Here is a 23,396-nt window from a genome sequence, read left to right on the forward strand (position 1 = left end):
GCCTGGTTCCGCGGACCGCAGTTGTCGATCGTTTGATGGAATCGCACGAGCCGGTGGTCACCGTGGTGGCGCCACCCGGCTACGGCAAGACGACCGTGCTGGCCCAATGGATCGAGCGGTTCGGGTCGCGAGTGGCCTGGGTGTCGTGCGAACGCTCCGACAACGACCCGGTCGCCTTGTGGACGGGCATCCTCGACGCCCTCGACCAGATCGAGCCGATCGGCGGGGACGCGCGCACTGTGCTGGCCGCATCCGGTGCCGGCGTCGACGCCGTACCCCGGCTGGTCGGGTCGATCAGCGCCTTGCGCTTGCCGGTGCTGGTCGTGCTCGACCATGTCGAGGAGATCACCAGCCCCGACTGCTCGACGTCGATCGCCGAGTTCGCGTTCCGGGTACCGGCCGGCTGGCGGCTCGCCGTCGCGTCGCGGGATGCCGTGCCGCTGCCGGTGTCCCGGTTGCGGGTCGGCCGCCGGATCGTCGAGATCGGCGTCGACGACCTGGCGATGGATCACGCCGAAGCGGCCGCACTCCTGCGCTTGGCCGACGCCGAGGTGTCCCCCGCTGAGGTCGACGAGCTGGTACGGCGTACCGAGGGCTGGCCGGCCGGTCTGTATCTGGCCGCACTGGCGATCCAGTCCGGCTCGCCGGCGACCGGCTTCAGCTTCAGCGGCGACGACCGCCTGGTCGACGACTACCTGCGGTCCGAGCTGCTGGCGCGGCTCTCCCCCGCCCAGGCGGACTTCCTCGTCCGTACGTCGATTCTCGACCGGATGAGCGGGCCGCTGTGCGACGCCGTCGTCGGCGGGAACCAGTCGGCCCGGATGCTCGAGGATCTCGAACGCCACAACCTGCTGGTCGTCCCGCTCGACCGGCACGGTGAGTGGTACCGGTATCACCATCTGCTGCGCGAGTTCCTGCAGGCCGAGCTCCGGCGCGGCGATCCCGACCTCGGCAGCGAGCTCCATGCCCGCGCCGCCGACTGGTACGAGGCACACGGGATGGCCGAAGCCGCCGTCGATCACGCCGACGCGGCCGGTGACACCGAGCGGGTCGCGCGGCTCGTCCTCGAACTCATGCAACCGGTCTGGGCCGGCGGCCGGGTCGGCACCGTGCGCGGCTGGATGGAGCTCCTCGACGGCCGCCCGCGAGTACCGCAACACGCCGCGATCGCGGCGCACGGCGCGTTGATCTTCGCGCTGCTCGGCAGGGCGCGCGAGGCTGAGCGCTGGGTCGGTGTCGCCGAGAGTCTCCCGGTCGGCGGTACGTTGCCGGACGGCACCACCGTCGCGGCGACCCTGGCGTACCTGCGGGCCAACCTCTGCCGGCAGGGGCCCGCGGCGATGCGTACGGACAGCGCCCTGGCCCTCGACGGGCTCAGTCCGGCCAGCCCGTTCCGCGCGACGATGCTGCAGGCGGAGGCGATGTCCTGGTTGCTCGAGGGCGACCTCGAGCGCGCCGACGCCGGGTTCAACCACGCGTACGACGTGGCGACCGGCTTCGGCATCACTCCGCTCGCGGCCCTGGTCCTGGCCGAGCAGTCCCTGATCGCGGCCGAGCGGGGCGAGCGAGCCGCTGCCGACGCGATGATCAAGCGCGCCGTCGAGCTCGTCCACACCGGGCACCTCGAGGCCTACTGGACCAGTGCCCTGGTCTACGCGGTCGCCGCGCACGCTGCCGCCAGCCGCGGTGAGATGCGCGAGTCGCGCCAGTTCGTCCGCCGTGCCGCCGAGCTACGACCGCTGCTGACCTACGCCCTGCCGAGCGTGTCGGTCCAGACCCTGCTCGAACTCGCCCGGACGTACATGGCCCTCGTCGACCCGGCCGGCGCGCATGCGGTCCTCGAACAGGCCCACACCATCCTGCGCCGCCGGCCCGACCTCGGCACCCTGCCGGCGGCCGTCGGGCAACTGCGCACCCGCGTCGACCAGATCACGGTGGCCGCGGCCGCCGGGATGTCTTCGCTGACGACGGCCGAACTGCGACTGGTCCGGCTGCTGCCGACCCACCTGTCGTTCCCGCAGATCGCCGCGCAGCTGTACGTCTCGCGGCACACCGTCAAGTCGCAGGCGCAGTCGCTCTACCGCAAGCTCGGCGCCTCCTCGCGTGGGGAGGCGGTCGAGATCATGGCCGAGATCGGCATGCGACGCTGAGGTCTAACCAAGGCGCTCCAGCAGGTGGTCACCGACCCGGAGCGCGTTCGCCATCGCCGTCAGCGCCGGGTTCACCGCGCCGATGCTCGGGAAGAAGCTGGTGTCGACGACGTAGAGGTTGTCGAGCTCGTGCGCCTTGCAGTCGCTGTCCAGCACCGAGGTCGCCGCATCGTGCCCGAACCGGACGGTGCCGGCCTGGTGTGCGCAGCCCGCAACCGGGATGTCGTTCTTCATGTAGATGCTGCGCGGGATCAGGTGGTGCGGGTGCATGCCCAGCTTGCCCAGGTTCTTCTTGACCCGCTTGTACAACTGCTCCATCGGCTCACCGTTGTTCGGCGTGTGCGCCAGCACCACGTTCCCGTCGCGGTCGAGCGTCACCCGGTTGTCCGGATCCGGCAGGTCCTCGGCCGACAGCCAGAAGTCGACGGCGTGCTCGGCGACGTCGCGCAGCGCGAACGTCGGCGCCAGTAAGGTCTCGACCGGCTTCTCACCGCGGTACATCGGCGCCGACGACTTGCCCACCATCTGCAGGTTGCCCATCGGGTAGTCGAAGTCGGCGTCGCCGAAGTAGTAGTCGTTCATCCCGAGCGTCTTCTGGAACCGGGTGTCGTTCTTCTCGGTCGAGATCGCCAGGAAGGCCCGGCTGTTGTGGAAGATGAAGTTGCGCCCGACCTGGTCGGACCCGTTCGCAAGCCCCCGCGGATGCCGGTCGTTGGCACTCGCGAGCAGGATCTTGGCCGAGTTCACCGCACCGGCCGAGAGTACGACGATGTCGCCGGCGAACCGCTGCTCCGCACCGTCCACCTCGGCGACGACCGCGGTCACGGTCCGGCCGGTGGCGTCGGTCTCGAGGCGCCGTACGAGCGTGTTCCGCAGCAGCGTCACGTTGTCGTGCTCGATCGCGGGCCGGACGGCGATGACGTCCGCGTCCGCCTTCGCGTGGACCAGGCACGGGAACCCGTCGCAGGTCGCGCACCGGATGCACGCGCTGAACGCGGGCCGGCTCTCGTCGAGCATCACCCCGCACGGCGCGTGGAAGGGGTGCAGGCCGACCGCGGCCATGTCGTCGAACAGCGTCTGGATCCGCGGCTCGTGCGAGACCGGTGGATACGGGTACGGCGCCGACGCGGGCGGGTCCGTCGGGTCCTCACCCCGGGCACCGTGGACCTGGTAGAGCTGTTCGGCCTGGGTGTAGTAGGGCTCCATCACGTCGTACGCGATCGGCCAGGCCGGCGAGATTCCGCCGTGGTGCTTGAGTTCGGCGAAGTCGCGCTCGCGCAGCCGGTACAGCGCGGCGCCGTAGAACTTGGTCGCGCCACCGACGAAGTAGTGCACCTGCGGCTGGAACGGTTTGCCGTCGCGGTCGTACCACTGGTCCGGCGAGACGTAACGGTTGTCGACGAACACGGCCTCGGCGTCCCAGTTCTCGGCCTCGCGCGGGAGCCAGTCACCCCGCTCCAGGATCAGGATCCGCCGCCCGGACGGCGCGAGCCGGTGGGCGAGCGTGCCGCCACCTGCTCCCGATCCGACGATGATGACGTCGTACTGGTCGGCCATGGCTGTCTCCTCAGTTGCCGCCGGCCGACGTGGTCGAGTCGCCTCGGTCGACGATGATGTGCGGAACGTCGGCGGAGTCGTCACCCCAGGCGATCCGCTGCGGCGTGGTGGACCATTCGACGGTCGCCGCGTGGTCGCGGTCGAAGTAGTCCCAGGCCCAGGACATGAACGCGTCGGCCTTGCTGTGCGCACCACTCAGCAGCATCGCGTGCACGCCGAGCCAGGCTGCGAAGGCGAGCGGGCCCTCCATCTGGTGCCGGTGCCGGCCGACCTCGGCGACCGCCGCGTTCCGGCCGATCATCGCCATGATGCCTTTGTCCTTGTAGTGGAACGGTGTGGCCTTGTCCCCATGCAGCTCACGCAGGATGTTCTCGGCGGCCCACGCGCCGGACTGCTGCGCGACCGAGCCGAGCTGCGGCAGGATCGTGCCGTCCTTCGCGGGGATGTTCGCGACATCGCCGATCGCGTAGACGTGCGGATGACCGTCCACGGTGAGATCAGGCTGTACGTCGATCCGCCCGCCACGACCCGTGGTCAGCCCCGTCGCACTCCCCACCACCGAAGCGGCCGACTCGCCGCCGCCCCAGATGACCGTCCGGGTCCGAATCGACGACCCGTCGTCGAACTCGACCCGGTCCGCGTGCACAGCGGCCACTCCCGTCCCCAGTCGCGGATCGGCGCCGTGTTCGGTGAGCCGCTTGTGCGCGTACTTGTGCGACTTGCGGGAGAACGCTGCGAGCAGGGTGCCGCCGCGGTCGACGACGGTGATCGTCCCCGGCTTCGAGATCCGTTCCGTGGCCACCAGTGCGGCCATGAGTTCGGTCAGCGCTCCGGCGATCTCTACCCCGGTCGGACCGCCTCCGACCACGACGACATCGAGCGCGCCCTCGTCCGGCTCCGTGGCGCGGATCGTGGCGTGCAGGTGCCGCCGCAGTCGCTCCGCGTCGGCGACGGAATACAGCGGGAACGCGTGCTCGGCCGCGCCCGGAACCCCGAAGAACTCCGGTCGCGCGCCGGCCGCGATGACCAGGTGCGAGCCCGTGATCCGATCGCCGCCGGACAAAGTCAGAGCGAGGTTCCCGGCGTCGATCCCGGCGACATCGGCGGTGCGGATCTCGACCGTCGGGTAGTCGCGGAAGATGGTCCGGTGCGGCCGGGCGATGTCCTCGGCCGGCAGCTGCGACGTGGCGACCTGGTAGAGCAACGGCTGGAACTGGTGGTAGTCGTTGCGGTCGACCAGCGTGACCCGGACCCCTTCGTCCCCGAGTCCGTGTGCGCACGCGACCCCGGCCAGCCCGCCGCCGAGGACGACGACGTGCGGGCCGTCGTCCTTCTGTCCGGTCACAGCGCCAGCTCCTCCCGGAAGTCGGCCAGGATGATCCGTCCGGCCGCCCCGATCAGGGCCAGGTGCGAGAACGCCTGCGGGAAGTTGCCCAGGTGCCGGGCCTTGTCCACCTCGAACTCCTCGGCGTACAGGCCGAGCTTCGACTCGATCCGCAGCAGCCGCTCCAACTGGCTCCGGGCCCGGTCGGTCTCACCGATCATCGCGAGCGCCGAGACCAGCCAGAACGAGCAGATCAGGAACGTGCCCTCCTTGCCGGACAGACCGTCGTCGGTCTCGTCGGTCTTGTAGCGCAGCACGAACCCGTTCTCGGTCAGCTCCTTGTCGATCGCCTCGACGGTCGCCCGCATCCGCTCGTCGGAGGCCGGCAGGAAGCCGAAGAGCGGAGCCAGCAGGGTCGATGCGTCCAGCGCGTCGGTCTCGTAGTGCTGCCGCAGGACGCCGCGGTCGCTCACCCCGTGCTCGAGGATGTCGTCGCGGATCTCGTCGGCCGTCTTCGCCCACAGCTCGGCGTGGTCTTCCTCGTTGCGGATCCGGGCCAGCCTGGCCGCACGGTCCAGGGCCACCCAGCCCATCAGCTTCGAGGAGACGTAGTGCTGGGGCTTGCCGCGAGCCTCCCAGATGCCCTGGTCAGGATCGCGCCAGGACGCGATCGCGCACTGGGCCTGCGACTCGACCAGCGGCCAGAGCCGGCGCGGCAGCCGCTTGCTCCGGACGGTGTGCAGCAGCACCGAGTCAAGAACCGCACCGAACACATCGTTCTGCCGTTGGTTGTAGGCGCCGTTGCCGATCCGCACCGGGCTGGCGCCCTCGTAGCCGGTGAGGTCGTCGCGGGTCGACTCGGCCAGGTCGCGCCGGCCGTCGATGCCGTACATGATCTGCAGGGCGCCGTCCGAGTTCGGCTCCAAGTCGGCGACGAACTGCATGAACTCGTTGGCTTCCCAGTCCAGGTTCAGGTAATGCAGCGCCTGCAGAGTGAACGTGCTGTCCCGCATCCAGGTGTAGCGGTAGTCCCAGTTACGTTCGCCACCCGGTGTCTCCGGCAGCGAGGTGGTGAGCGCGGCGATCGTCGCTCCGGTCGGCATGTACGTCAGACCCTTGATGGTCAGCGCCGAGCGTTCCAGCGGATGGCGGTACCGGTGGTCGGGGATCCGGGCCCTGGCCAGCCAGTTGCGCCAGAACCTGATCGTCGCCGCGATGCGTGCCTCCGCGTCGGCCAGGTCCGCCGGTGACGCCAGTCCGTCGGCCCACGAGAGCACGCAGTACGCCTTCTCTCCCTTGGAGACGACGTGCCGGGCCCGGGCGGAGCCGCCCTCGATCCCGATCAGCATGTCCGTGCTCAGCCGGAAGGTCTGGCCGGCGCCGGTCGCGTCCGCGGCGTGCATGTCCTCGCCGACCATCGTCCACTCGGCCGGGACCCGGCCGTAGTCGAAGGCGGGCTCACAGACGAGTTCGACCTCGACCGAGCCCTCGAGGCACTCGATGGTCCGGATCAGCAGGTGGTCGGCGTCGTCGTCGGCCGGCGGGCGGGTGTGCGGAGTGACGGTGTCGGGACCGTTCGACGGACCCATCGTCAGCGCGTCGTGGACGAGCAGCCAGCCGGCCGGGGTGTGCCAGGTGGTCGTCATGACGTTGGTGCCCGGCACGTACGTCCGGGCGGTCGGCTGGTTGATCCCGTACGGCCCGAACCGGAACGACCCGGCACCGCGATCCAGCAGGTTGCCGAACGCGCTCGGCGCGTCGAACGCGGGCACACACAGCCAGTCGACCGAACCGTCCGGGGCGACCAGCGCGCCGGTGTGGCAGTTCGACAGGAACGCGTAGTCGGCGATCGGCGGGAACGGTGAGGTCGAGGTCATGGCGAGGCTCCTTAACAGTCGCGGGCCTACCTCCACCATCGGCCGGTCGGTCAGAACGGCAATCACCCGCCAGTGATGATTGTGCGGTCGGCGGCGTCCTCGGTCCCCTCCTCGGGGAGCAGTGCACGCTGCTCGAGCACGTAGAGCAGGACGAAACCGGGCACCACGATCACCAGTGCCAGCCCGACCGCCACGAGCAACGTCACCAACGTGCCCTCGGGTGCGGCGGCCGCCGACACGGTCAAGCTCTCCGGCACGATGTACGGCCACTGAGCGATACCCCAGCTGACGATGATCAAGGCGACCGCCAGGACGGCGAGCACCCGCGCGCCGCGAGCGGCGTACCGCAGCAGCAGCACGAGGGCGCCGAATCCGCAGACCACACTGAGGATCGCGGTCGGAAGCGCGCTCGACGTCAGGCCGTCGAAGACGTGTGGTGCCTCGGCGTTCAGGACGAACAGGCCGACCGCGGCGACCACCGCCGCGGCGACGGCGCTCACCACGGCCCGGCGGCGGAAGTACTCGGCCATCGAGAACTGAAGGAAATGTCTCGCGTCCCACACGAGGAACACCGCCGCCAGGTACGCCGCCACCACGACGGCCAGCACGCCGGTCACCACCGACGTCGGGTTCAGCCAACTGTCCACCGGGTCGCCGGCCTTGCCACCCGACGGCACGTGCCCCGACGCGATGCCACCCGCGATCGCACCCATGCAGAACGGCACGAGCACCGACGACAACGCGAACGCCCCGCCGAAGACCCGCCGGAACCGCAGCGTCACGACCGCCTTACGGAAGGCGAAACTCGCACCGCGCAGGACGATCCCGAGCGCGGCCAGGGTGAGCGGGACGAACAACGTCAGCATGATCGACTCGTACGCCGCCGGGAAGGCGGTCCAGGTGACGACGAAGATGAAGATCAGCCAGACGTGGTTCGCCTCCCACACCGGACCGATCGACCGCTCGATCACCGCGCGCGGTTCCGCGCCGCGCTCGGGTCCGCCCGCGGTCAGGTCCCAGAACCCGGCGCCGAAGTCCGCTCCACCGAACACGGCGTACGCCGCCAGGGCGAGCATCAGCACGACTGCGATCGTCGTACTCACGGTGCCCGCTCCTCGACCGCCTCGGCCTCCGTCCCGACCGGCTCCCGGCCCTCCTCCACGGCAGCCTCCGGCGCGGGGCCGTACGGCGTGTCGCTGTCGACGAAACCGCCCGCCCGGCGGAAACGCCGGCTCATTCCCCGCAGCACCAGGATCGTCGTGACGCCGAGCGCGGCGTAGAGCACGAAGACGGCGATGAACGTGATCCAGACGCCGGTGTTGGCGGTGGCCGCCTCCTCGACCTTCATCTGGTTGTAGACGATCCACGGTTGCCGGCCGACCTCGGTGACGATCCAGCCCGCCTCCATCGTGATCACCGCGAGCACGCCGGAGCAGGCCGCGGCACGAAGGAACCACTTGCTCCGGGGCATCCGCCGGCGGAAGAGCCACGTCACGCCGTACCAGACCGACAGGAGGAACAGAGCGGACCCGAGCCCGACCATGACGTCCCACGCCAAGTGGACGATGTTCGTCTCCGAGACGGTCGGCCGGTCCCCGACCGGGACGCTGTCCAGGCCTTGGACGACGGTCGCCTTGCCGGTGCCCGGATCGGACAGCCAGGACGCCAGTCCCGGGATCGGGATCCCACCGGAGACTGTTCCGTTCGCGTTCAGCTTGCCCAGCAAGGTCTCGGGTACGTCGGAACCCGTCGTCGGCACCAGCTCGATCGCGGCGAACTTCTCCGGCTGGTTGTTGTACACCCACCGGGCCAGCGAATCGCCGACCCCCATCTGGATCGGCGTCATGATCGCGGCGACCGTGAACGCGATGGTGAACCCGATCCGGTGGTACCGGTCGTTCCGGCCGCGCAGCATCGCGGTCGCGTAGACCGACGCGACCAGGAACCCGCCGACCAGGTACGCCGCGATCACCATGTGCGCGGCCTGCAACGGCATCGCGTCGTTGAAGATCACCTCGAGCGGGTCGACCTCGGTGATCTCTCCGTTCGCGTTCATCGTGAAGCCGGCCGGCGCGTTCATCCACGCGTTCGCCGCGACCACCGAGATCGAGCCGAAGATACCGGCGATCACGATCGGTACGCCGGTCCAGAAGTGTGTCCACGGTTTCAGCCGGCGCCAGCCGAAGAGATAGATCGCGACGAAGATCGCCTCGGTGAAGAAGAACAGCCCCTCGAACGCGAACGGGATGCCGAACGCTTCGCCGTAGATGCCCATGAACCGCGGCCAGAGCAGGCCGAACTCGAAGCTCAGCACGGTCCCGGTCACCGCACCGACGGCGAACGTGACGGCCATGTACTTCGACCACCGTTGCGCCAGCACCAGCGCGTCGTGGTCGGCACGCTTGATCCCGCGGTAGTTGGCGATCAGCGTCATGAACGCCCACGACACCCCGAGCGGCACCAGGATGATGTGGAAGGCGAGCGTGAACGCCATCTGCGCCCGTGCCCACGGGACCGGGTTCACGGCCGCGACGGCCAGAGCGGTGACGGTCTCCCCCATGATTCGACTCTTTCCGGTCCGGGCCGCACCGGGCATCATCCGACGAGAGTGATTCCTCAGACCAGGTTGAGGTCCCACGCCCGGCGAACGGCCCCGTTGCGGCTCGTCACCGAGAGTTTCCGCAAGATGTTCCGTACGTGCGTCTTCACGGTGTTGGCCGAGATGAACAGCTCGGCGGCGATCTCGGTCGTGGTGCGCAGCTTCGCGAGCAATCGAAGTACGTCGAGCTCCCGCTCCGACAGGTCCTCGACGATCGGTGCCGGGTCGTCCGCCCGGCCTGCGGCCGCTGTCTGCTCCGGGCGCAGCCAGCCGGCCAGCGAGCGCAGCACCGGATCGTCGCGAATGATCGCCCGGAGCCGCGCGGGGGTGTGCGTGAACGGGCGGCGGATCCGCTCGCCGCGAGCGAGCAACAGCGCCTTGGCGATCCCGGACCTCCCACCGGCGGAATTCCCCTCGAGCCATTCGGCCCACGCGAGGTCCAGGAGATCCTGCACCCCCTGCGATGCGGTCATCGGCCGGCGGTGGGTCACGTCGTGCGGCCTGGCCTGGTCCAGACCGACTCCCGCCGCCTCGGCCTCGACGTACCCGCCCAACCAGCTGTCCGGCGGTACCGAGTTCCTCAGCGCACACCGGGCACCGACCCGGTCGCCCCGGTCCCGCATCAGCCGTACGCGCAACAGCGCGAACACCGAGCTCAGCAGGCTGTCGTCCTGCGTCTCACGGAGCCGGCGAGCGCGGTCGAGGGAATGCTGGGCCCGGGAGAGCTCCTGACGTTCGAGGGCCACCCACGCCTGCGCCAGATGTGTTGCGGCGGGACGCTCCGCCGCGTCGGAGGACATCTCGGCGAATCGCATGGCCGTGTCCGCAAGCCCTTGTCCGCGGGACAGCTGTCCGCGGCAGGCTTCGGCGAGTGCCAGCGTGGCGACGCATCGCAACCGGAGATCCTCGCAGTCACCCGCAGCGGCCGACCGGACCGCGTCGGCGAGCACAGCACACGCGACATCGAGGTCGCCGCCGCGGAGGAACGCCGTACCCTCCGCACTGAGAACCAGTGCCGGCAGCACTGCGGTCCCGTGCGCGGCCAGCTCCTCCCGCTCCGCCCGCGTATCCACTCTCATGCCCCGGCCCCCTCCGCACAGCCTGCTTCGCACCGTCCGGCCAGGCCGGACGGTGCGAACGGTCCCTTCCTTCGACTGTGGGGTTCACGGACGACACCCGGCATCGCCCCGATGGGGTGAAGTGGGGATTCAGGTGACGCGTTTGGGGCGGCCTCGGCCGGTGGCGGCTTTGCGGGCCTCCAGGGCGGCCGCGAGGTGGGCGTACTGCTCCACCGTGCGGCGCGCGTACTGATTGTGGTCCAGGATGCGTGGCCACCAGTGGCGGCCGAGTTGCTCGTGCATCCAGAGGAAGCCGATCGCGAAGCCCATGCTGACCAGGGCCCGGAACGCGAGGAACTTCCACGGTTCCGGTGGCAGTCCCGGCGTACCGGCGACCACCCATTCGGTCACGACCGCGTGCACCAGCAGGGCGAGCGGGAAGCCGATCACCCAGTAGACCGCCGCCGGCGCGAACACTCCGGCGGGGACCTTGCCCAGTCCGAGGAGTACGGCGTAGCCGGCGCCGAACAGGATGAGCGGGACACCGAGGCCGAGGCCGGTGACCACTGCCCAGCCGGCGGGCTGACCGACGAATGCGGCCAGACCACCGGCGATCAACCCGGCCGCGGCACCTACCGCGGTGGCCGGGACCGAGAACTCCGCGAGCTGCTTCAGCTCAACTGTCGCTGATGTCATGTCAGCCCACAGCCACGCCGAAGCGGAACAGGCAGTAGAACAGCATGCCCAGGTAGAACACCGCGCCGAACGCGATGATCACGTTGCGCACCGGTCCAGGGCGGATCGGCTTGGGCAGCAGCTTGTTGTTCACCAGGAGCAACACGATGCAGTACGCGCCCATCGCGAAGGTGGACAGGAAGGCCAGCGTGTCCAGGATCCCTGCCGGTCCGTCGGCCGGACCGAACAGCAGGATCAAGATGCCGAAGACGATGACACCCCACAGGAACCCGGCGTACAGCCTCGACATCGAGAACCGCTTGGCTCCCGGTACGAAGTAGTACGTCATGTCGGCCTGGCCGCGGGAGAACGAGTCGAACAGACCGAGGGTCGCGTTCAGCCCGATCAGTGCGATGAAGGCGAAGAACAACGTGCCCAGGACCGGGCTGCCGGCCGACGCGAACGCGTCCGACATCGCCTTCAGCGCCGCCTCGCGGTCACCGCCTTCGATCAGCGAGGCCACGTTCGGGTTCGTCCGGGCCGCCGACATGGCCAGCACGGTGAACGAGATCGTGACCAGCATCGTGATGCCCCAGAACAGCAGGATCGCGTCGAAAGTGACCCACTTGCGCCAGCCCTTCCACTTGGCCAGCTCCGTCGCGTCCTCGGTGTCGAACATGAAGCCCCGCGACGGCATCGACTCGGCCTCGTCGGCCGCTCGCAGACCGCGGATCTTCGGGATGTGCGCACCCATGCCGGCGCCGCTGTCCCGCAGCTGCAGCGTGTACCACATCTGCTGCATGCCGGACGGCCCGGCGAACGCGATCGACCCGACCACGACCGGGAACCAGGCCGACGTCATCGCCTCGTGCGGGAAGTACCCGAAGGCGAACATCCCGGACAGCGTTCGGCCGAGGTCGTCCCAGCTGCCGACGATCGCCGCGATCACCGACGTACCGACGACCAGCAGGCCGATCAGCAGGCCGAGCAGTTTCTCGAGGAAGTTGTAGATCACCGACAACAAGCTGAACAGCACACCGACGAACACCAGAGCCACGCAAGCGGTGACCTGCCAGGGTATGCCGGTGATCTCCTCGAACGCGGCCGCGCCGGCGGACAGATGGCCCGGCCACATATAGATCAGGATCGCCGCGACGTAGAAGAACCACATCATCGGTTTGAAGATCCGCGCCGCCCCGAAGAAGATGCTCTCCCCGGTCGCCATCGCGTACCGGGCCATTTCCAGCAGGACGAACGCCTGCAGGGTGACACCGACCATGAACAGCCAGCGGATGTCCGGCCCGAACACCAGGACGAGCCGGGGCCACATGTAGGACTCGCCCATGCCGACGCCCAGTGCGACCAGGAAGACGGTCGGACCGAGGATGTGCATCGAGGGCGGCGCGTCCGGAAGCTTCCGGATCGGCATCGGTTCGAGCCGGCCCGCGCGCCAGACCTTCTCGGTCACTGCCGCGGCGGCGGGCTCTTCAGGTACTTCTGAGGTCTTGCTTGTGACGTCCAAGGCGGACTCCTTAGATCGACGCCAGCATGGGCTTTACCGCTCCCCCGTGCACTCCCCCCGTTCCAAACGCATCACCGGCTTCCTCCGACAGGGGTCATCCGAGCGGCCCGGCGTTGCGGGCCCAGCGGTATTTGGCACCGAGCACCTGAACCGGGGTCTCGGTGGTGTACGGGTACGCGACCACACCGTGGTCGAACAGGTACTGACTGGCTTCCTCGACCTCGACGTCACCGGACAGCGAGGCCACCACCGGCTTGTCGATGCCCTTGGCCCGGAACTCCTCGACCACTTCGGCGACCAGCTTCGCGAACACCATCGGCGGTGTCACGATCGTGTGCCAGTAGCCCAGGATCAAGGCATGGATCCGCTCGTCGGAAAGGCCGAGCGCGATCGTGTTGCGGTACGTCGACGGCGGCTCGCCACCGGTGATGTCGACCGGGTTGCCGGCGGCACCGAACGGCGGGATGAACTTGCGGAACGCCGTGTCGAGATCGGGAGGGATATTCATCAGCGTCAGCCCGGCGTCCACGCAGGCGTCCGAGAGCAGGACGCCGGAGCCGCCCGCGCCGGTGATGATGACGACGTTCTCGCCCTTCGGCGTGGGCAGCAGCGGAATGCCGCGGGCGTACTGGAGCATCTCGTTCAGCCCCGGCGCCCGGACCACGCCGCTCTGCTTGAGGATGTCGTCGTACACCTTGTCGTTGCCGGCCAGGGCGCCGGTGTGCGAGCTCGCGGCCCGCGCGCCCAAGTCGGTGCGGCCGGCCTTCAGCACGACGACCGGTTTCTGCTTCGACACCCGGGCCGCCGTCTCGGCGAACGCCCGGCCGTCCTTCAAATCCTCCAGATGCATGGCGATCAGGTTGGTGTTGTCGTCGTTCTCGAAGAACGTCAGGAGGTCATCCTCGTCGATGTCAGCCTTGTTGCCTACCCCAACAATCGCCGAAACGCCCATCCGGCTGGACCGGCTGAAGCCGAGGATCGCCATCCCGATGCCGCCGCTCTGTGACGAAAGCGCAACACTTCCCCGCACGTCGTACGGCGTGCAGAACGTGGCGCAGAGGCTCTCCGGCAGGTAGTAGTAGCCGTAGATGTTCGGGCCCAGGATGCGGACGTTGTGCTTGCGGGCGATCGCCACGACCTCGTCCTGCAGTTCCTGCTCACCGGTCTCGGCGAACCCGGACGGGATCAGGATCGCGCCCGCGACCCCCTTGCGGCCGCACTGCTCGAGCGCCCCGCCGACGAACTTGGCCGGTACGGCGAACACCGCGACGTCCACGTCACCCGGGACGTCGGTGATGCTGGGGAACGCCTTCAGCCCCAGGATCTCGTCGGCCTTCGGGTTGATCGGGTAGATGTCCCCGGCGTACCCGCCGTTGACCAGGTTCTTCATCACCGAGTTGCCGATCTTGCCGGCCTCGTTCGACGCCCCGATCACGGCCACCGCGCGCGGCTTCATGATCCGGGTCATCGCGGTCAGGATCTCCTCCTGGCTGTACCGATCGACCGGCTTGCCGGCGTCGGCGTCCACGATGATCCGGAAGTCCACCGCGGTCGATCCGTCCGGGCCGGCCAGCACCGGGTTCAGGTCGACCTCGGCGAACTGGGGGAAGTCGGTGACCAGGTCCGACAGCCGCTTGATCAGGTCACCGACCGCGTCCTTGTCGACCGGCTTCGCGCCCCGGACGCCCTCCAGCATCTCGTGCGCGCTGATCCCGTCGACCATCGCGCGCGCCTCCTCCGCCGTCAGCGGGGCGAGGCGGAAGGTCACGTCCTTGAGCACCTCCACAAGGACGCCACCCAGTCCGAAGGCGACCACCTTCCCGAACGTCGGATCGGTGACCGCGCCGACGATGACCTCCTGCACGTCACCGCCGGTGACCAGCATCTTCTGCACCTGGACGCCGACGATCTCGGCGTCCGCTTTGTAGGCTTTCGCATTGTCGACAATCGTCGCGAACGCCTGCCGGGCAGCCTGTTCGGAGTCCACGCCGACCACCACGCCGCCGGCGTCGGTCTTGTGCAGGATGTCCGGCGACACGATCTTCAGTACGACGGGGAAGCCGATCTCGGCCGCGAGACCGGCGGCTCCCTCGGCAGTCGTGGCCAGCCCCTCGCCCGGTGTCGGGATGCCGTACGCGTCCGCGACCTGCTTGGCCTCGGGTGCGCTCAGCGAGGTGCGGCCGTCCGCCAGAGCCTGGTCGAGGATGGTCCGGACTGCTGCCTTGTCATAGGTCATTGCGATGAACTCCAATCGAAGGAGGGTTTGTCAGACGACGCCGGCGGCCTTGAGTTCCTCGAGCTCGGCGGTATCGATGCCGAGCGCGCCGTAGATGGCGGGGTTGTGCTCGCCGAGACCGGGTGAGGTCTCGACCTGCACCGGGGAGTCGGACAGCTTGATCGGGCAGCCGACGGTCTTGAAGCTGCCGCGCTGCGGATGCTTGACCTCGACCACCGCGCCGAGCTCGGCCAGCGTCTCGTCCTCGATCAGCTCACGGGTCGACATGATCGGCCCGCACGGCACGTTCAGGGCGTTGAGCTTGTCCATCACCTCGAACTTGGTGTGCTGCTCGGTCCACTGCTCGATCAACGCGAACATCTTGTCGAGCTTGTCGAGCCGCGCGAGCGGGGTGGACCAGTCCGGGTCGTCGGCCAGCTCCGGCTTGCCGATCAGGTTCGCGATCGGGGCCCAGCCGGGCGGCTGGACGATCACGTAGATGTAGTCGTTCGGACCGCCCGGGGCACACCTGAGCGCCCAGCCGGGCTGACCGCCGCCGGAGGCGTTCCCGGACCGCGGCACCTCGTCGCCGAAGTGCTCGTTCGGGTACTCGGCCAGCGGGCCGTGGGACAGCCGCTGCTGGTCGCGCAGCTTGACCCGGGTCAGGTTGAGCACCGCCTCCTGCATCGCCACGGTCACCCGCTGGCCCTGGCCGGAGTTCGTCCGCTGGTACAGCGCGGCGAGGATGCCGGCGACCAGGTGGATCCCGGTGCCGGAGTCGCCGATCTGCGCCCCGGTCGCGGTCGGCGGACCGTCCTCGAAACCGGTTGTGCTCATCGCGCCGCCCATCGCCTGGGCGACCACCTCGTAGGCCTTGAAGTCCTCGTACCGCCCGGGGCCGAAACCCTTGATCGAGGCGAAGACCAGCCGTGGATTCAGCAGCTGCAGCCGCTCCCAGGTGAAGCCCATCCGGTCGATCGCGCCGGGGGCGAAGTTCTCTACCAGGACGTCGGCGCTCTTGACCAGATCGGTGAAGATCTCCTTGCCCCGCTCGGACTTCATGTTCAGCGTGATGCTGCGCTTGTTGCAGTTCAGCATCGTGAAGTAGAGGCTGTCGACGTCCGGAAGGTCGCGCAACTGCTGGCGGGTGATGTCGCCGGTGGGCGCCTCGAGCTTCATCACGTCGGCGCCGAGCCAGGCGAGGATCTGCGTACAGGACGGTCCGGACTGCACGTGGGTCATGTCGAGAACGCGGACACCATCGAGGGCCTTGTTCATAAGGAGTCCTCCCCTACTTGTGCGGTCACTTGTACATCGTCTGGTTCATGGTTCCGGGGGCGTAGGCGTCCGGGTCGACCCAGACGTTGATCAGCGACGGCAGCCCGGACTCGCGCGCACGCTGCATGGCCGGCCCGATGTCCTTGGGGTCGCGGACCTCCTCGCCGTACCCGCCGAGCATCTTGGCGAACTCGTCGTACTTCACGTCGCCGAGCGTGTTCCCGATCCGGCCGCGGGCGGCGCCGTACTTGGCCTCCTGGCCGTAGCGGATCTGGTTCATCGAGGAGTTGTTGCCGACGACACCGACGAACGGGAGGTTGAAGCGGACCAGCGTTTCGAAGTCCCAGCCGGTCAGCGAGAACGCGCCGTCGCCGAAGAGGGCGACGACTTCCTGGTCCGGCCGCGCGTACTTGGCCGCCATCACGAACGGGATGCCGACGCCGATGGTGCCGAGCGGACCCGGGTCCATCCAGTGACCGGGCGCCTTCGGCTGAACAACGCCGCCGGAGAAGGTGACGATGTCACCGCCGTCGCCGATGTAGATCGAGTCCTCGGTGAGGAACTCGTTGATCTCGTGCGCGAGCCGGAGGGGGTGGATCGGGTTCGCGTCGGACAGTTGCTTGGGCAGCCGCTTCTGGTACGACGCGTCCTCCTCGGCCCGCAATTCCGCGAACCAGGCCTTGCGATCCGTCTTCTTGCTCCGGCCGGAGGCGGCCTGGGTGACGGCGGCCAGGATCGCGCCCGGGTCGCCGACCAGGCCGAGGTCGATGTCGCGGTTCTTGCCGACAGTGCGGTAGTCCATGTCGATCTGGACCACGGTCGCGCTCTTCGGCAACCGGCGCCCGTACCCCATCCGGAAGTCGAACGGCGTACCGACGATCAGGATCAGGTCGGCGTTGTTGAAGCCGTATCGCCGCGACAGGTGGAAGTGATGCGGGTCGCCGGGCGGCAACGTGCCGCGGGCGGAGCCATTCATGAACGCCGGTACGTCGTTCTGCCGGACGAACTCGATCGCCGCGTCGGTGCCGCGTGAGGTCCACACCTGGGTGCCGAGCAGCACGACCGGCTTCTCGGCCCGGACCAGCAGGTCGGCCAGTGCCTCGATGCTCGCCGGGTCACCGATGCTCTTGGTGGACGCCCGGTACCGCCCGGCCTCGGGGATGCTGGCCGACTCGACCGGCACCGAGTTGTCCAGGATGTCGCGCGGGATCTCCAGGAACGACGGGCCGGGCGCGCCGTTGTAGCACTCGCGGAACGCCATCGACACCATGTCGGCCACGCGTGCGGTGTGCGGCACGGTCGCGGCGAACTTGGTGATCGGCGTCATCATGTCGACGTGCGGCAGGTCCTGCAGGGACCCCATCTTGTGCTGGTTCAGCGCCCCTTGGCCGCCGATCAGCAGCATCGGGCTCTCGGCGCGGAACGCGTTGGCGACTCCGGTGACGGCGTCCGTCGTACCGGGACCGGCGGTGACGACAGCGCAACCGGGCTTGCCGGTCATCCGCGCGTACCCGTCGGCCGCGTGCGCCGCGACCTGCTCGTGCCGGACGTCGACCACGGCGATGCCTTCGTCCACACAGCCGTCGTAGATGTCGATGATGTGACCACCACAGAGCGTGAAGATCACGTCGATCCCCTCGGCCTTCAAGGCCTTCGCGACCAGGTGGCCACCGGAGATCGTGGCCGGTTCCGGCTCGCTGACCTCTGCGACTGATTGGGATTCCGACACTGTCTGCGCCATCTGCAGTCATCTCCTTGGAAGGCCGGAGGCCGACTTGAATGTAGATTGCATACCGTATGGTGTAGTCGTAGTCTTATCCCACGCCATGGTGCTTGTCCAGAGCTCGGCGCCCGGAGGCTGAGATGACGATCCACGACGAACTCGACCGGACCCGCCAGGCCGTTCTCGCGCTGGAGAAATCCCTTGTGGCGTTGAGGAATCAGCTCGGTCCGCACCTGGACGTACTGCGCCTGCTGGACGATCTCGACCGTTGCACGGCAGACCTACGGCGACTCGAGTCCCAGGTCGGCGCACCACGCCGGCACGAGCTGGTGGCAATCCCGGATGGCGACATCGACCACGGGCTATGGGGCGCGGGCGACGTCGACCGCGAGGGGCTCGGCGGGCGCGCCCCTTAAGCATTTCGACAGGACGTGTCCGCGGCTGGCGGGCGGACGCACGCTTACACGACCGGCTGCCACGTCCTCAGTGGAGGTATACGTCCTGTCGAGCTGCACAGGCCGGGTCAGCGGATGGCTTCGACGATCTGGTCGAGGAACTGCATCGGGCGGATCAGGTCGTCGTAGTCGATCGGTGGCCGGCGGGTCTCGGCCATCTCCAGGAACGCGCGCAGCCCGGGCTCGACGTACGACTTGCCGAGAGTGAACTCGCGGGCAGCGAGGCCATGCCGGCCGACGACCATGCCGTGGAACGGGACCCGACCGTCCGGACCCGGCAACACCAACTGAACGACGACCCGGACCCCTTCGATGTCGGTCGTGGCGATGACCGTGTCGGCGACCTGGTCGACCTGTACGGGACCGATGGCGCCCGGGACGAGTCTGAGGGCGACGTCGACCGGGTGGATGCCGTAGAAGTAGATGCCGCCGTACTCACTGTCCGGATCCGCCGGGCCCGTGGTGATCACCGTCTGTGGAGTGCCGAGCGACGCGGCTTGCTCGGCGAGTGCATCCGTGTCCGGAACCCAGCGGACGGCTGAGGACGACGTCAACGGTGCATCGTGTTCGCGCGCTGCGGCAACGATCGCCCGGGCGTCCGCCTCGGTGCATGCGAGCGGCTTGTCCACGAACACCGGCAGGCCTTCGGCCAGGAACGGTACGGCGTGCTCCCGGTGCAGACCGCCGTGCCGGTCGGTGATGATCACCGCGTCGACCAGGCCGAGCAGGTCCGTGGGTGCGTCGACGAGCCGCTCGATCTGCCCGGTCGCGCGGAGCTTCTCGTTGCGTTCGCTCGCACCGCCGCTGAGGGCGACGACACGGGTCTCCCCCGCGCGGCGCTCGACGTTCAGGTGGTCGATGATGTGATCGGCGTGGGAGTTCTCCGTACCGATGATCCCGATGCGCACGTCACTGTCTCCCGGTGAGCTGGACCGGGAGACCGGTCCGGGCGGATTCGTAGACGCTGAGCACGACTTCGAGCGCACGCCGTGCGTCCCGGGTGCCGACCGACGGCGGGCGGCCGTCGCGCACCGCCTCGATGAAGTCGACGTACTGGTCGCGATGGGCGTCGGCGACCGATCCGGAGACGCTCGCCTCGGCCGCCGGCTCCCCGGCTTGGACGGGCCGGGCGCCTGTCGCCTGGTCCGCGGGTTCGCCGTCGGCGGTGTCGAAGGCGACGAGGTCGTCCTGCTCGATCACAGCACTGCCGCGATCGCCGTACACCGACAGCCGGACCGGACGGCCCGGGTACGCCGAGGTCGTGGCCACGATGGACCCGATCGCCCCGCTGCGGAACCGCACCGTCGCCGCCACCGTGTCCTCGACATCGATCCGCTCATGCGCGAGCCGATCGCTGTACGCCTGCACCTCCACCGGCTCGCCGAGCATCCACAGCAGCAGGTCGACCACGTGGATGCCCTGGTTCATCAGGGCTCCGCCGCCATCGAGTGCCACCGTGCCACGCCAGCCACCGGAGTCGTAGTACTCCTGCGAACGCCAGAAGGCTGACTCGGCGATGCCCGCGGTGATCCGGCCCAGCCGGCCGGCCGCGACGGCCTGGTGGACGAAGGCCGGGGCGTGCTGGAACCGGCGCTGACTGATCACCGCGACGGTCAGTCCAGTCTGTTGCTCCGCGTCGATGAGCCGGTCTGCCGCGGCCAGGGTGATGTCGATCGGCTTCTCCACGATGACGTGCTTGCCGGCCATGAGCGCCGTGATCGCGGCATCGGCGTGCATGCCGCTGGGCAGGCAGATGCTCACCGCGTCGATGTCCGCCCGGGCGCAGGCCTTCTCCAGTTCCGTCATCGGCTCACCGCCGTACTCGCTGGTCAGCGCGGCGGCCCGGTCCGCCTCCACGTCGACGATCGCGACCAGTTCCGCCTCGCCGGGCAGGGACGTGATCAGGCGGGCATGGGTCGCACCGATGACTCCGGCACCGACTATCGCGAACTTCATGCGGACTGTCCTCTCAGTTGCCACGGCACCACGACACCCCCGGCGTCAGCGCTCTCCTGTGCAAGCAATGCGACCCGCGTCGCGGCGAAGCCGACCGCGGTACTGATCTCGGGCTCACGACCCGCTGTGAATGCGTCGAACGCATCGGCGGCCGGTCGCCGGCGCGGCGGTAACTCGACCTCCCACGGCGGACGGTCGGTGGTTGCCGCGATCAACTTGTTCTGCGCCCAGAACAACTCCGCCGTACCCTCGGTGCCGGTCAGCCGCATCCGGTAGTCACCGTGGTACGGCGAGGCCGCGGGCGTGAGCCAGTTGACCTCGATCGTCGCGACGACCGAGCCGGCCCTGAGCAGGAGCGATCCCGCCAGCGCAAACTCGCTGCCATCCACCAGCCCCGTGATCGTCCCTTCAGTTGCACCGGACAGCAGCAGGACGAGGTCGATGTCGTGGACGGCGAGATCGCCGAGGATCCCGCCGTACCCCTTCCTGGTGAGGAACCAGTCCGGCCGGGTGGGGCGGTTGAGCTTGTGCGGCCCGGTCGACGCGACCTGGACCAGCTCGCCGAGCGAACCGTCGGCCAGCAGCGCGCGTGCGGCAAGGGTCTCGGGATAGTTCCGCTTCTCGAGCAGCATGGAGACGATCCGCCCGGTCTCCCGCTGGGCGGTCTCGATCGCGTCGAGCTCGGCGAGCGTCGTACAGAGCGGTTTGTCCGCGAGTACGTGAGCGCCGGCGCGGAGTGAGTCGGCGATCGCCTCGGCCCGGTCCGCGTAGATGCCCGCGATCATGACCACGTCGGGTCGCAGCTCGTCGAGCAGCTTCCGGTGGTCGTCGTACGCCGGTACGCCGAACTCCCCGGCGTACCGCCCCGCCGTCGCCGGATCCGGGTCCGCGACGGCGACCAGCGCGAGCTCCGCACGCAAGGGCACCTCGTCCAGCGCGTACCTGACATGGGAATGCGCGGCGCCGATCACGGCCAGCCGGAGGGGTGCGGGCATGGATCGAGTCTAGGGGGCACCTCCCGCGATCGAGTGCAACCAGTGACAGCCGAGCCGGCCACGGCCAGGCACTGCTTGAGCAGGCCGCGGAGCCTGATGTCGTCCGCGGCCCGAGCGGCGACGGCCACGGCTTCGGCGGCGTGCTCGGCGGCGACGAAGGTCCGGTAGATCGGCTCGCTCCACCCGAACCGCCCGAGCAGCGGCAGCCACCACCGTGCCGCTCCACCAGGCTCGTCGGCCGACCCGAGCAGGTGCAGCGCTGTCCGATGGGCTCGCGCGAGCCTGACCCGCTCGTCGGTGCGGATCTCGCCACTGACCAAGGCCGTCGAGACGGACAACGCGACCAGACGTGCCGAGCGCTCGAATCCGACGTCGGCGGTGTCAAGGAAGTGCGGCGCCAGCGGCAGCAACTCGCGACGGCCGGCTGAGCTGCTGTGGTCATGTACCGCCCTGGCCACTGCGCTCAGGACCGGATGCACACAGGCCGGTCGATCCGTCCATGGTTCGCGAGCCAGCTTCGACACCAGCTCCATCACGCACGGATCAGGCCGCGCGACCTTCGCGTAGCCGCTCACTCGCTCGACCCGGCGACCGGCGTACCGAGTTGTGGCCGGACCGGTAGCGCAGGTCGTCCTGGTTGTTTGAGCAGCCGCACGCTCAGCGCGGTGAGTACGCCGAGCAGCCCGGCGCCGAGGAACAACGGCCGGTAGCCGACCACCGCGACCAGCGATGCCGCGACGCCGATGCCGACCAGTCCACCGACGGCCTTGGCCGAGTAGAGGATCGCCTGGTTCTGCAGCAGGCTGTGCTCGCCGAAGAACTCCAGCACGAGGTTCGCCATGATCGCGTAGAACGCGCCGCCGCCGAGCCCGGCGAACATCGCGCACACCACGAACGCCCACCCCGCACCTGCCTCACCGGCGACCACTAGACCGACATGGGTGAACCCCTCGACCATCAGTACGGCGGCCAGCACCCGGCGCCGGCCGAATCGGTCCGACAGGTTCCCGGCGAACGAGCGGCCCAGGCCGTTGACCGCGGCAAGCATTCCGGCGGCGAACCCGCCCACCGCGACACCCAGCTCCGCGGTCACCGCGTAGCTCACGACGAACGCGATGCCGAACAGGGAGAGCGCCGTACTGATCGCCAGCATCAGCCACATCAGCGGCAGCGCACCGGTCCGCATCGCCTCACCCGGACGGTAGTGACGAACGGCCGGGAGGTTGTGCGGGATGCTCCGGTTCAACGTCCGGTCGATCGCCCAGGCCTGCGCATCGAGGTCCGCGGGCCACCAGTGCCGCGCCGGATCCTTCAGCAGGCCGCCGGCCACCAGCACCACGAGGAGTGCGATCAGCGCGGTCAGATCGAAGACAATCCGCTGACTGGATTGGAAGATCGTCAACAATGCGATGCTCGGTACGGCGCCGACCGCGAAGCCGCCCGTGACGAACCCGATCGTGGCGGTCCGCCGATCCGGGAACCACCGGGCCGCCGTGGTGATGCAGGCGGCGTACACGAGACCTGCGCCGGTCCCGCCGAAGAGCGCGTAGCCGACCACGACCGCGAGATAGCTGTCCGCGTGGGCCAGCGTCGTGAGGCCGATCGCGGCGAGCGCGCCGCCCACAACGACGAGCTGAGTCGACGTGGCACGCCGACTCCGATGGACCCAGGCGGCCGGGATTGCGACGAGCGCCTGACAGGCCACGAAGACGGCGAGCAGCCACAACGTCCTGGCCGCACCCCAGCCGCGATCGGACTCCAGACCGAGTGCGGCGGTGCCGAACGAGTACTGCAGCGGACTGATGGCAACCATGCAGGCCCATGCGGCCCACAGTTGCCAGCGCCGCGAATGTCCGGTCAGCTCCCGGGCGTCCTCGCCGATCCGGTACCGCCGGCCATAGACGTCACGGACGTCCCGGGGCTTTGCCGTGCCGGCCGCACTGCCCCGGTCCGGGGGCATCACGTGATTCATGTCGCCTCCTGACTACTGCATACCGTATGAGGTCTGTGGT

General features: G+C 69.0%; 18 protein-coding genes. 2 read left to right on the forward strand and 16 right to left on the reverse strand.

Annotated features, from left to right (window positions below; all coding sequences use genetic code 11):
* Nucleotides 1-35 precede the first annotated feature (35 nt).
* Nucleotides 36-2,150: a winged helix-turn-helix domain-containing protein gene (locus tag ACZ3HV_RS39900; protein ID WP_465692544.1), complete on the forward strand. Its 2,115-nt coding sequence runs from the start codon at nucleotides 36-38 to the stop codon at nucleotides 2,148-2,150.
* A 3-nt stretch (nucleotides 2,151-2,153) separates the two neighbouring features.
* On the opposite strand, the gene ACZ3HV_RS39905 is transcribed toward ACZ3HV_RS39900, so the two are convergent.
* The 11 genes from ACZ3HV_RS39905 to ACZ3HV_RS39955 all read right to left on the reverse strand — a co-directional run bounded on the left by ACZ3HV_RS39905 (nucleotide 2,154) and on the right by ACZ3HV_RS39955 (nucleotide 17,996).
* Nucleotides 2,154-3,707 (reverse strand): GMC oxidoreductase, encoded by a 1,554-nt coding sequence (locus tag ACZ3HV_RS39905; protein ID WP_465692546.1) that lies wholly within the window; start codon nucleotides 3,705-3,707, stop codon nucleotides 2,154-2,156.
* A 10-nt stretch (nucleotides 3,708-3,717) separates the two neighbouring features.
* Nucleotides 3,718-5,052 carry an NAD(P)/FAD-dependent oxidoreductase gene (locus tag ACZ3HV_RS39910; RefSeq protein ID WP_465692548.1) on the reverse strand — a complete coding sequence of 445 codons (1,335 nt, stop codon included), beginning with the start codon at nucleotides 5,050-5,052 and terminating at the stop codon, nucleotides 3,718-3,720.
* Nucleotides 5,049-6,908, reverse strand: coding sequence for a glycoside hydrolase family 15 protein (locus ACZ3HV_RS39915; protein WP_465692549.1), 1,860 nt, complete (start codon nucleotides 6,906-6,908; stop codon nucleotides 5,049-5,051). Before ACZ3HV_RS39915 ends, ACZ3HV_RS39910 begins: the two co-directional genes overlap by 4 nt.
* 62 nt (nucleotides 6,909-6,970) lie before the next feature.
* Entirely contained in the window at nucleotides 6,971-8,011 is a 1,041-nt protein-coding gene (locus ACZ3HV_RS39920) for a cytochrome d ubiquinol oxidase subunit II (RefSeq protein WP_465692551.1), read from the reverse strand.
* Nucleotides 8,008-9,468 (reverse strand): cytochrome ubiquinol oxidase subunit I, encoded by a 1,461-nt coding sequence (locus tag ACZ3HV_RS39925; protein WP_465692553.1) that lies wholly within the window; start codon nucleotides 9,466-9,468, stop codon nucleotides 8,008-8,010. Before ACZ3HV_RS39925 ends, ACZ3HV_RS39920 begins: the two co-directional genes overlap by 4 nt.
* 56 nt (nucleotides 9,469-9,524) lie before the next feature.
* Nucleotides 9,525-10,586 carry a LuxR C-terminal-related transcriptional regulator gene (locus ACZ3HV_RS39930; RefSeq protein ID WP_465692555.1) on the reverse strand — a complete coding sequence of 354 codons (1,062 nt, stop codon included), beginning with the start codon at nucleotides 10,584-10,586 and terminating at the stop codon, nucleotides 9,525-9,527.
* A gap of 129 nt (nucleotides 10,587-10,715) precedes the next feature.
* On the reverse strand, nucleotides 10,716-11,261 hold the full coding sequence (locus ACZ3HV_RS39935; protein ID WP_465692557.1) for a hypothetical protein: 546 nt from the start codon (nucleotides 11,259-11,261) through the stop codon (nucleotides 10,716-10,718).
* A 1-nt stretch (nucleotide 11,262) separates the two neighbouring features.
* The gene (locus ACZ3HV_RS39940) at nucleotides 11,263-12,762 is read right to left on the reverse strand and encodes an Nramp family divalent metal transporter (protein ID WP_465692559.1); all 1,500 of its coding nucleotides are present in this window, start codon (nucleotides 12,760-12,762) and stop codon (nucleotides 11,263-11,265) included.
* 94 nt (nucleotides 12,763-12,856) lie between these two features.
* The gene (locus tag ACZ3HV_RS39945) at nucleotides 12,857-14,998 is read right to left on the reverse strand and encodes an acetate--CoA ligase family protein (protein WP_465692561.1); all 2,142 of its coding nucleotides are present in this window, start codon (nucleotides 14,996-14,998) and stop codon (nucleotides 12,857-12,859) included.
* Between the two features lie 30 nt (nucleotides 14,999-15,028).
* Entirely contained in the window at nucleotides 15,029-16,255 is a 1,227-nt protein-coding gene (gene frc / locus ACZ3HV_RS39950) for a formyl-CoA transferase (protein ID WP_465692563.1), read from the reverse strand.
* A 25-nt stretch (nucleotides 16,256-16,280) separates the two neighbouring features.
* Entirely contained in the window at nucleotides 16,281-17,996 is a 1,716-nt protein-coding gene (locus tag ACZ3HV_RS39955) for a thiamine pyrophosphate-binding protein (protein WP_465692564.1), read from the reverse strand.
* 122 nt (nucleotides 17,997-18,118) lie between these two features.
* On the opposite strand from ACZ3HV_RS39955, the gene ACZ3HV_RS39960 reads away from it, so the two are divergent.
* Nucleotides 18,119-18,394: a hypothetical protein gene (locus ACZ3HV_RS39960; RefSeq protein WP_465692566.1), complete on the forward strand. Its 276-nt coding sequence runs from the start codon at nucleotides 18,119-18,121 to the stop codon at nucleotides 18,392-18,394.
* A 107-nt stretch (nucleotides 18,395-18,501) separates the two neighbouring features.
* On the opposite strand, the gene ACZ3HV_RS39965 is transcribed toward ACZ3HV_RS39960, so the two are convergent.
* Genes ACZ3HV_RS39965 through ACZ3HV_RS39985 form a run of 5 tightly spaced genes read right to left on the reverse strand, consistent with a single transcriptional unit; the run spans nucleotide 18,502 to nucleotide 23,356 of the window.
* A complete protein-coding gene (locus ACZ3HV_RS39965) occupies nucleotides 18,502-19,341 on the reverse strand; it encodes a Gfo/Idh/MocA family protein (protein ID WP_465692568.1) in 840 nt (279 codons plus the stop codon).
* 1 nt (nucleotide 19,342) lies between these two features.
* Nucleotides 19,343-20,389: a Gfo/Idh/MocA family protein gene (locus ACZ3HV_RS39970; RefSeq protein WP_465692570.1), complete on the reverse strand. Its 1,047-nt coding sequence runs from the start codon at nucleotides 20,387-20,389 to the stop codon at nucleotides 19,343-19,345.
* Nucleotides 20,386-21,384, reverse strand: a complete 999-nt coding sequence (locus tag ACZ3HV_RS39975; protein WP_465692572.1) for a Gfo/Idh/MocA family protein — start codon at nucleotides 21,382-21,384, stop codon at nucleotides 20,386-20,388. The genes ACZ3HV_RS39970 and ACZ3HV_RS39975 overlap by 4 nt, the downstream gene beginning before the upstream one ends.
* A complete protein-coding gene (locus ACZ3HV_RS39980) occupies nucleotides 21,357-21,959 on the reverse strand; it encodes a hypothetical protein (RefSeq protein WP_465692574.1) in 603 nt (200 codons plus the stop codon). The genes ACZ3HV_RS39975 and ACZ3HV_RS39980 overlap by 28 nt, the downstream gene beginning before the upstream one ends.
* Complete coding sequence (locus ACZ3HV_RS39985; protein ID WP_465692576.1) at nucleotides 21,956-23,356, reverse strand: OFA family MFS transporter; 1,401 nt, start codon at nucleotides 23,354-23,356, stop codon at nucleotides 21,956-21,958. Before ACZ3HV_RS39985 ends, ACZ3HV_RS39980 begins: the two co-directional genes overlap by 4 nt.
* Nucleotides 23,357-23,396 lie beyond the last annotated feature (40 nt).

This window comes from Kribbella sp. NPDC020701 (assembly GCF_055562215.1).

Excerpts from the sequence above, each read along its gene's own strand:
- ACZ3HV_RS39900 (WP_465692544.1), top strand. The coding sequence starts at position 36 with ATGGAATCGCACGAGCCGGTGGTCACCGTGGTGGCGCCACCCGGCTAC.
- ACZ3HV_RS39905 (WP_465692546.1), bottom strand. The coding sequence starts at position 3,707 with ATGGCCGACCAGTACGACGTCATCATCGTCGGATCGGGAGCAGGTGGC.
- ACZ3HV_RS39915 (WP_465692549.1), bottom strand. The coding sequence starts at position 6,908 with ATGACCTCGACCTCACCGTTCCCGCCGATCGCCGACTACGCGTTCCTG.
- ACZ3HV_RS39925 (WP_465692553.1), bottom strand. The coding sequence starts at position 9,468 with ATGGGGGAGACCGTCACCGCTCTGGCCGTCGCGGCCGTGAACCCGGTC.
- ACZ3HV_RS39930 (WP_465692555.1), bottom strand. The coding sequence starts at position 10,586 with ATGAGAGTGGATACGCGGGCGGAGCGGGAGGAGCTGGCCGCGCACGGG.
- ACZ3HV_RS39935 (WP_465692557.1), bottom strand. The coding sequence starts at position 11,261 with ATGACATCAGCGACAGTTGAGCTGAAGCAGCTCGCGGAGTTCTCGGTC.
- ACZ3HV_RS39945 (WP_465692561.1), bottom strand. The coding sequence starts at position 14,998 with ATGACCTATGACAAGGCAGCAGTCCGGACCATCCTCGACCAGGCTCTG.
- frc (WP_465692563.1), bottom strand. The coding sequence starts at position 16,255 with ATGAACAAGGCCCTCGATGGTGTCCGCGTTCTCGACATGACCCACGTG.
- ACZ3HV_RS39955 (WP_465692564.1), bottom strand. The coding sequence starts at position 17,996 with ATGGCGCAGACAGTGTCGGAATCCCAATCAGTCGCAGAGGTCAGCGAG.
- ACZ3HV_RS39960 (WP_465692566.1), top strand. The coding sequence starts at position 18,119 with ATGACGATCCACGACGAACTCGACCGGACCCGCCAGGCCGTTCTCGCG.
- ACZ3HV_RS39970 (WP_465692570.1), bottom strand. The coding sequence starts at position 20,389 with ATGAAGTTCGCGATAGTCGGTGCCGGAGTCATCGGTGCGACCCATGCC.
- ACZ3HV_RS39975 (WP_465692572.1), bottom strand. The coding sequence starts at position 21,384 with ATGCCCGCACCCCTCCGGCTGGCCGTGATCGGCGCCGCGCATTCCCAT.
- ACZ3HV_RS39985 (WP_465692576.1), bottom strand. The coding sequence starts at position 23,356 with ATGAATCACGTGATGCCCCCGGACCGGGGCAGTGCGGCCGGCACGGCA.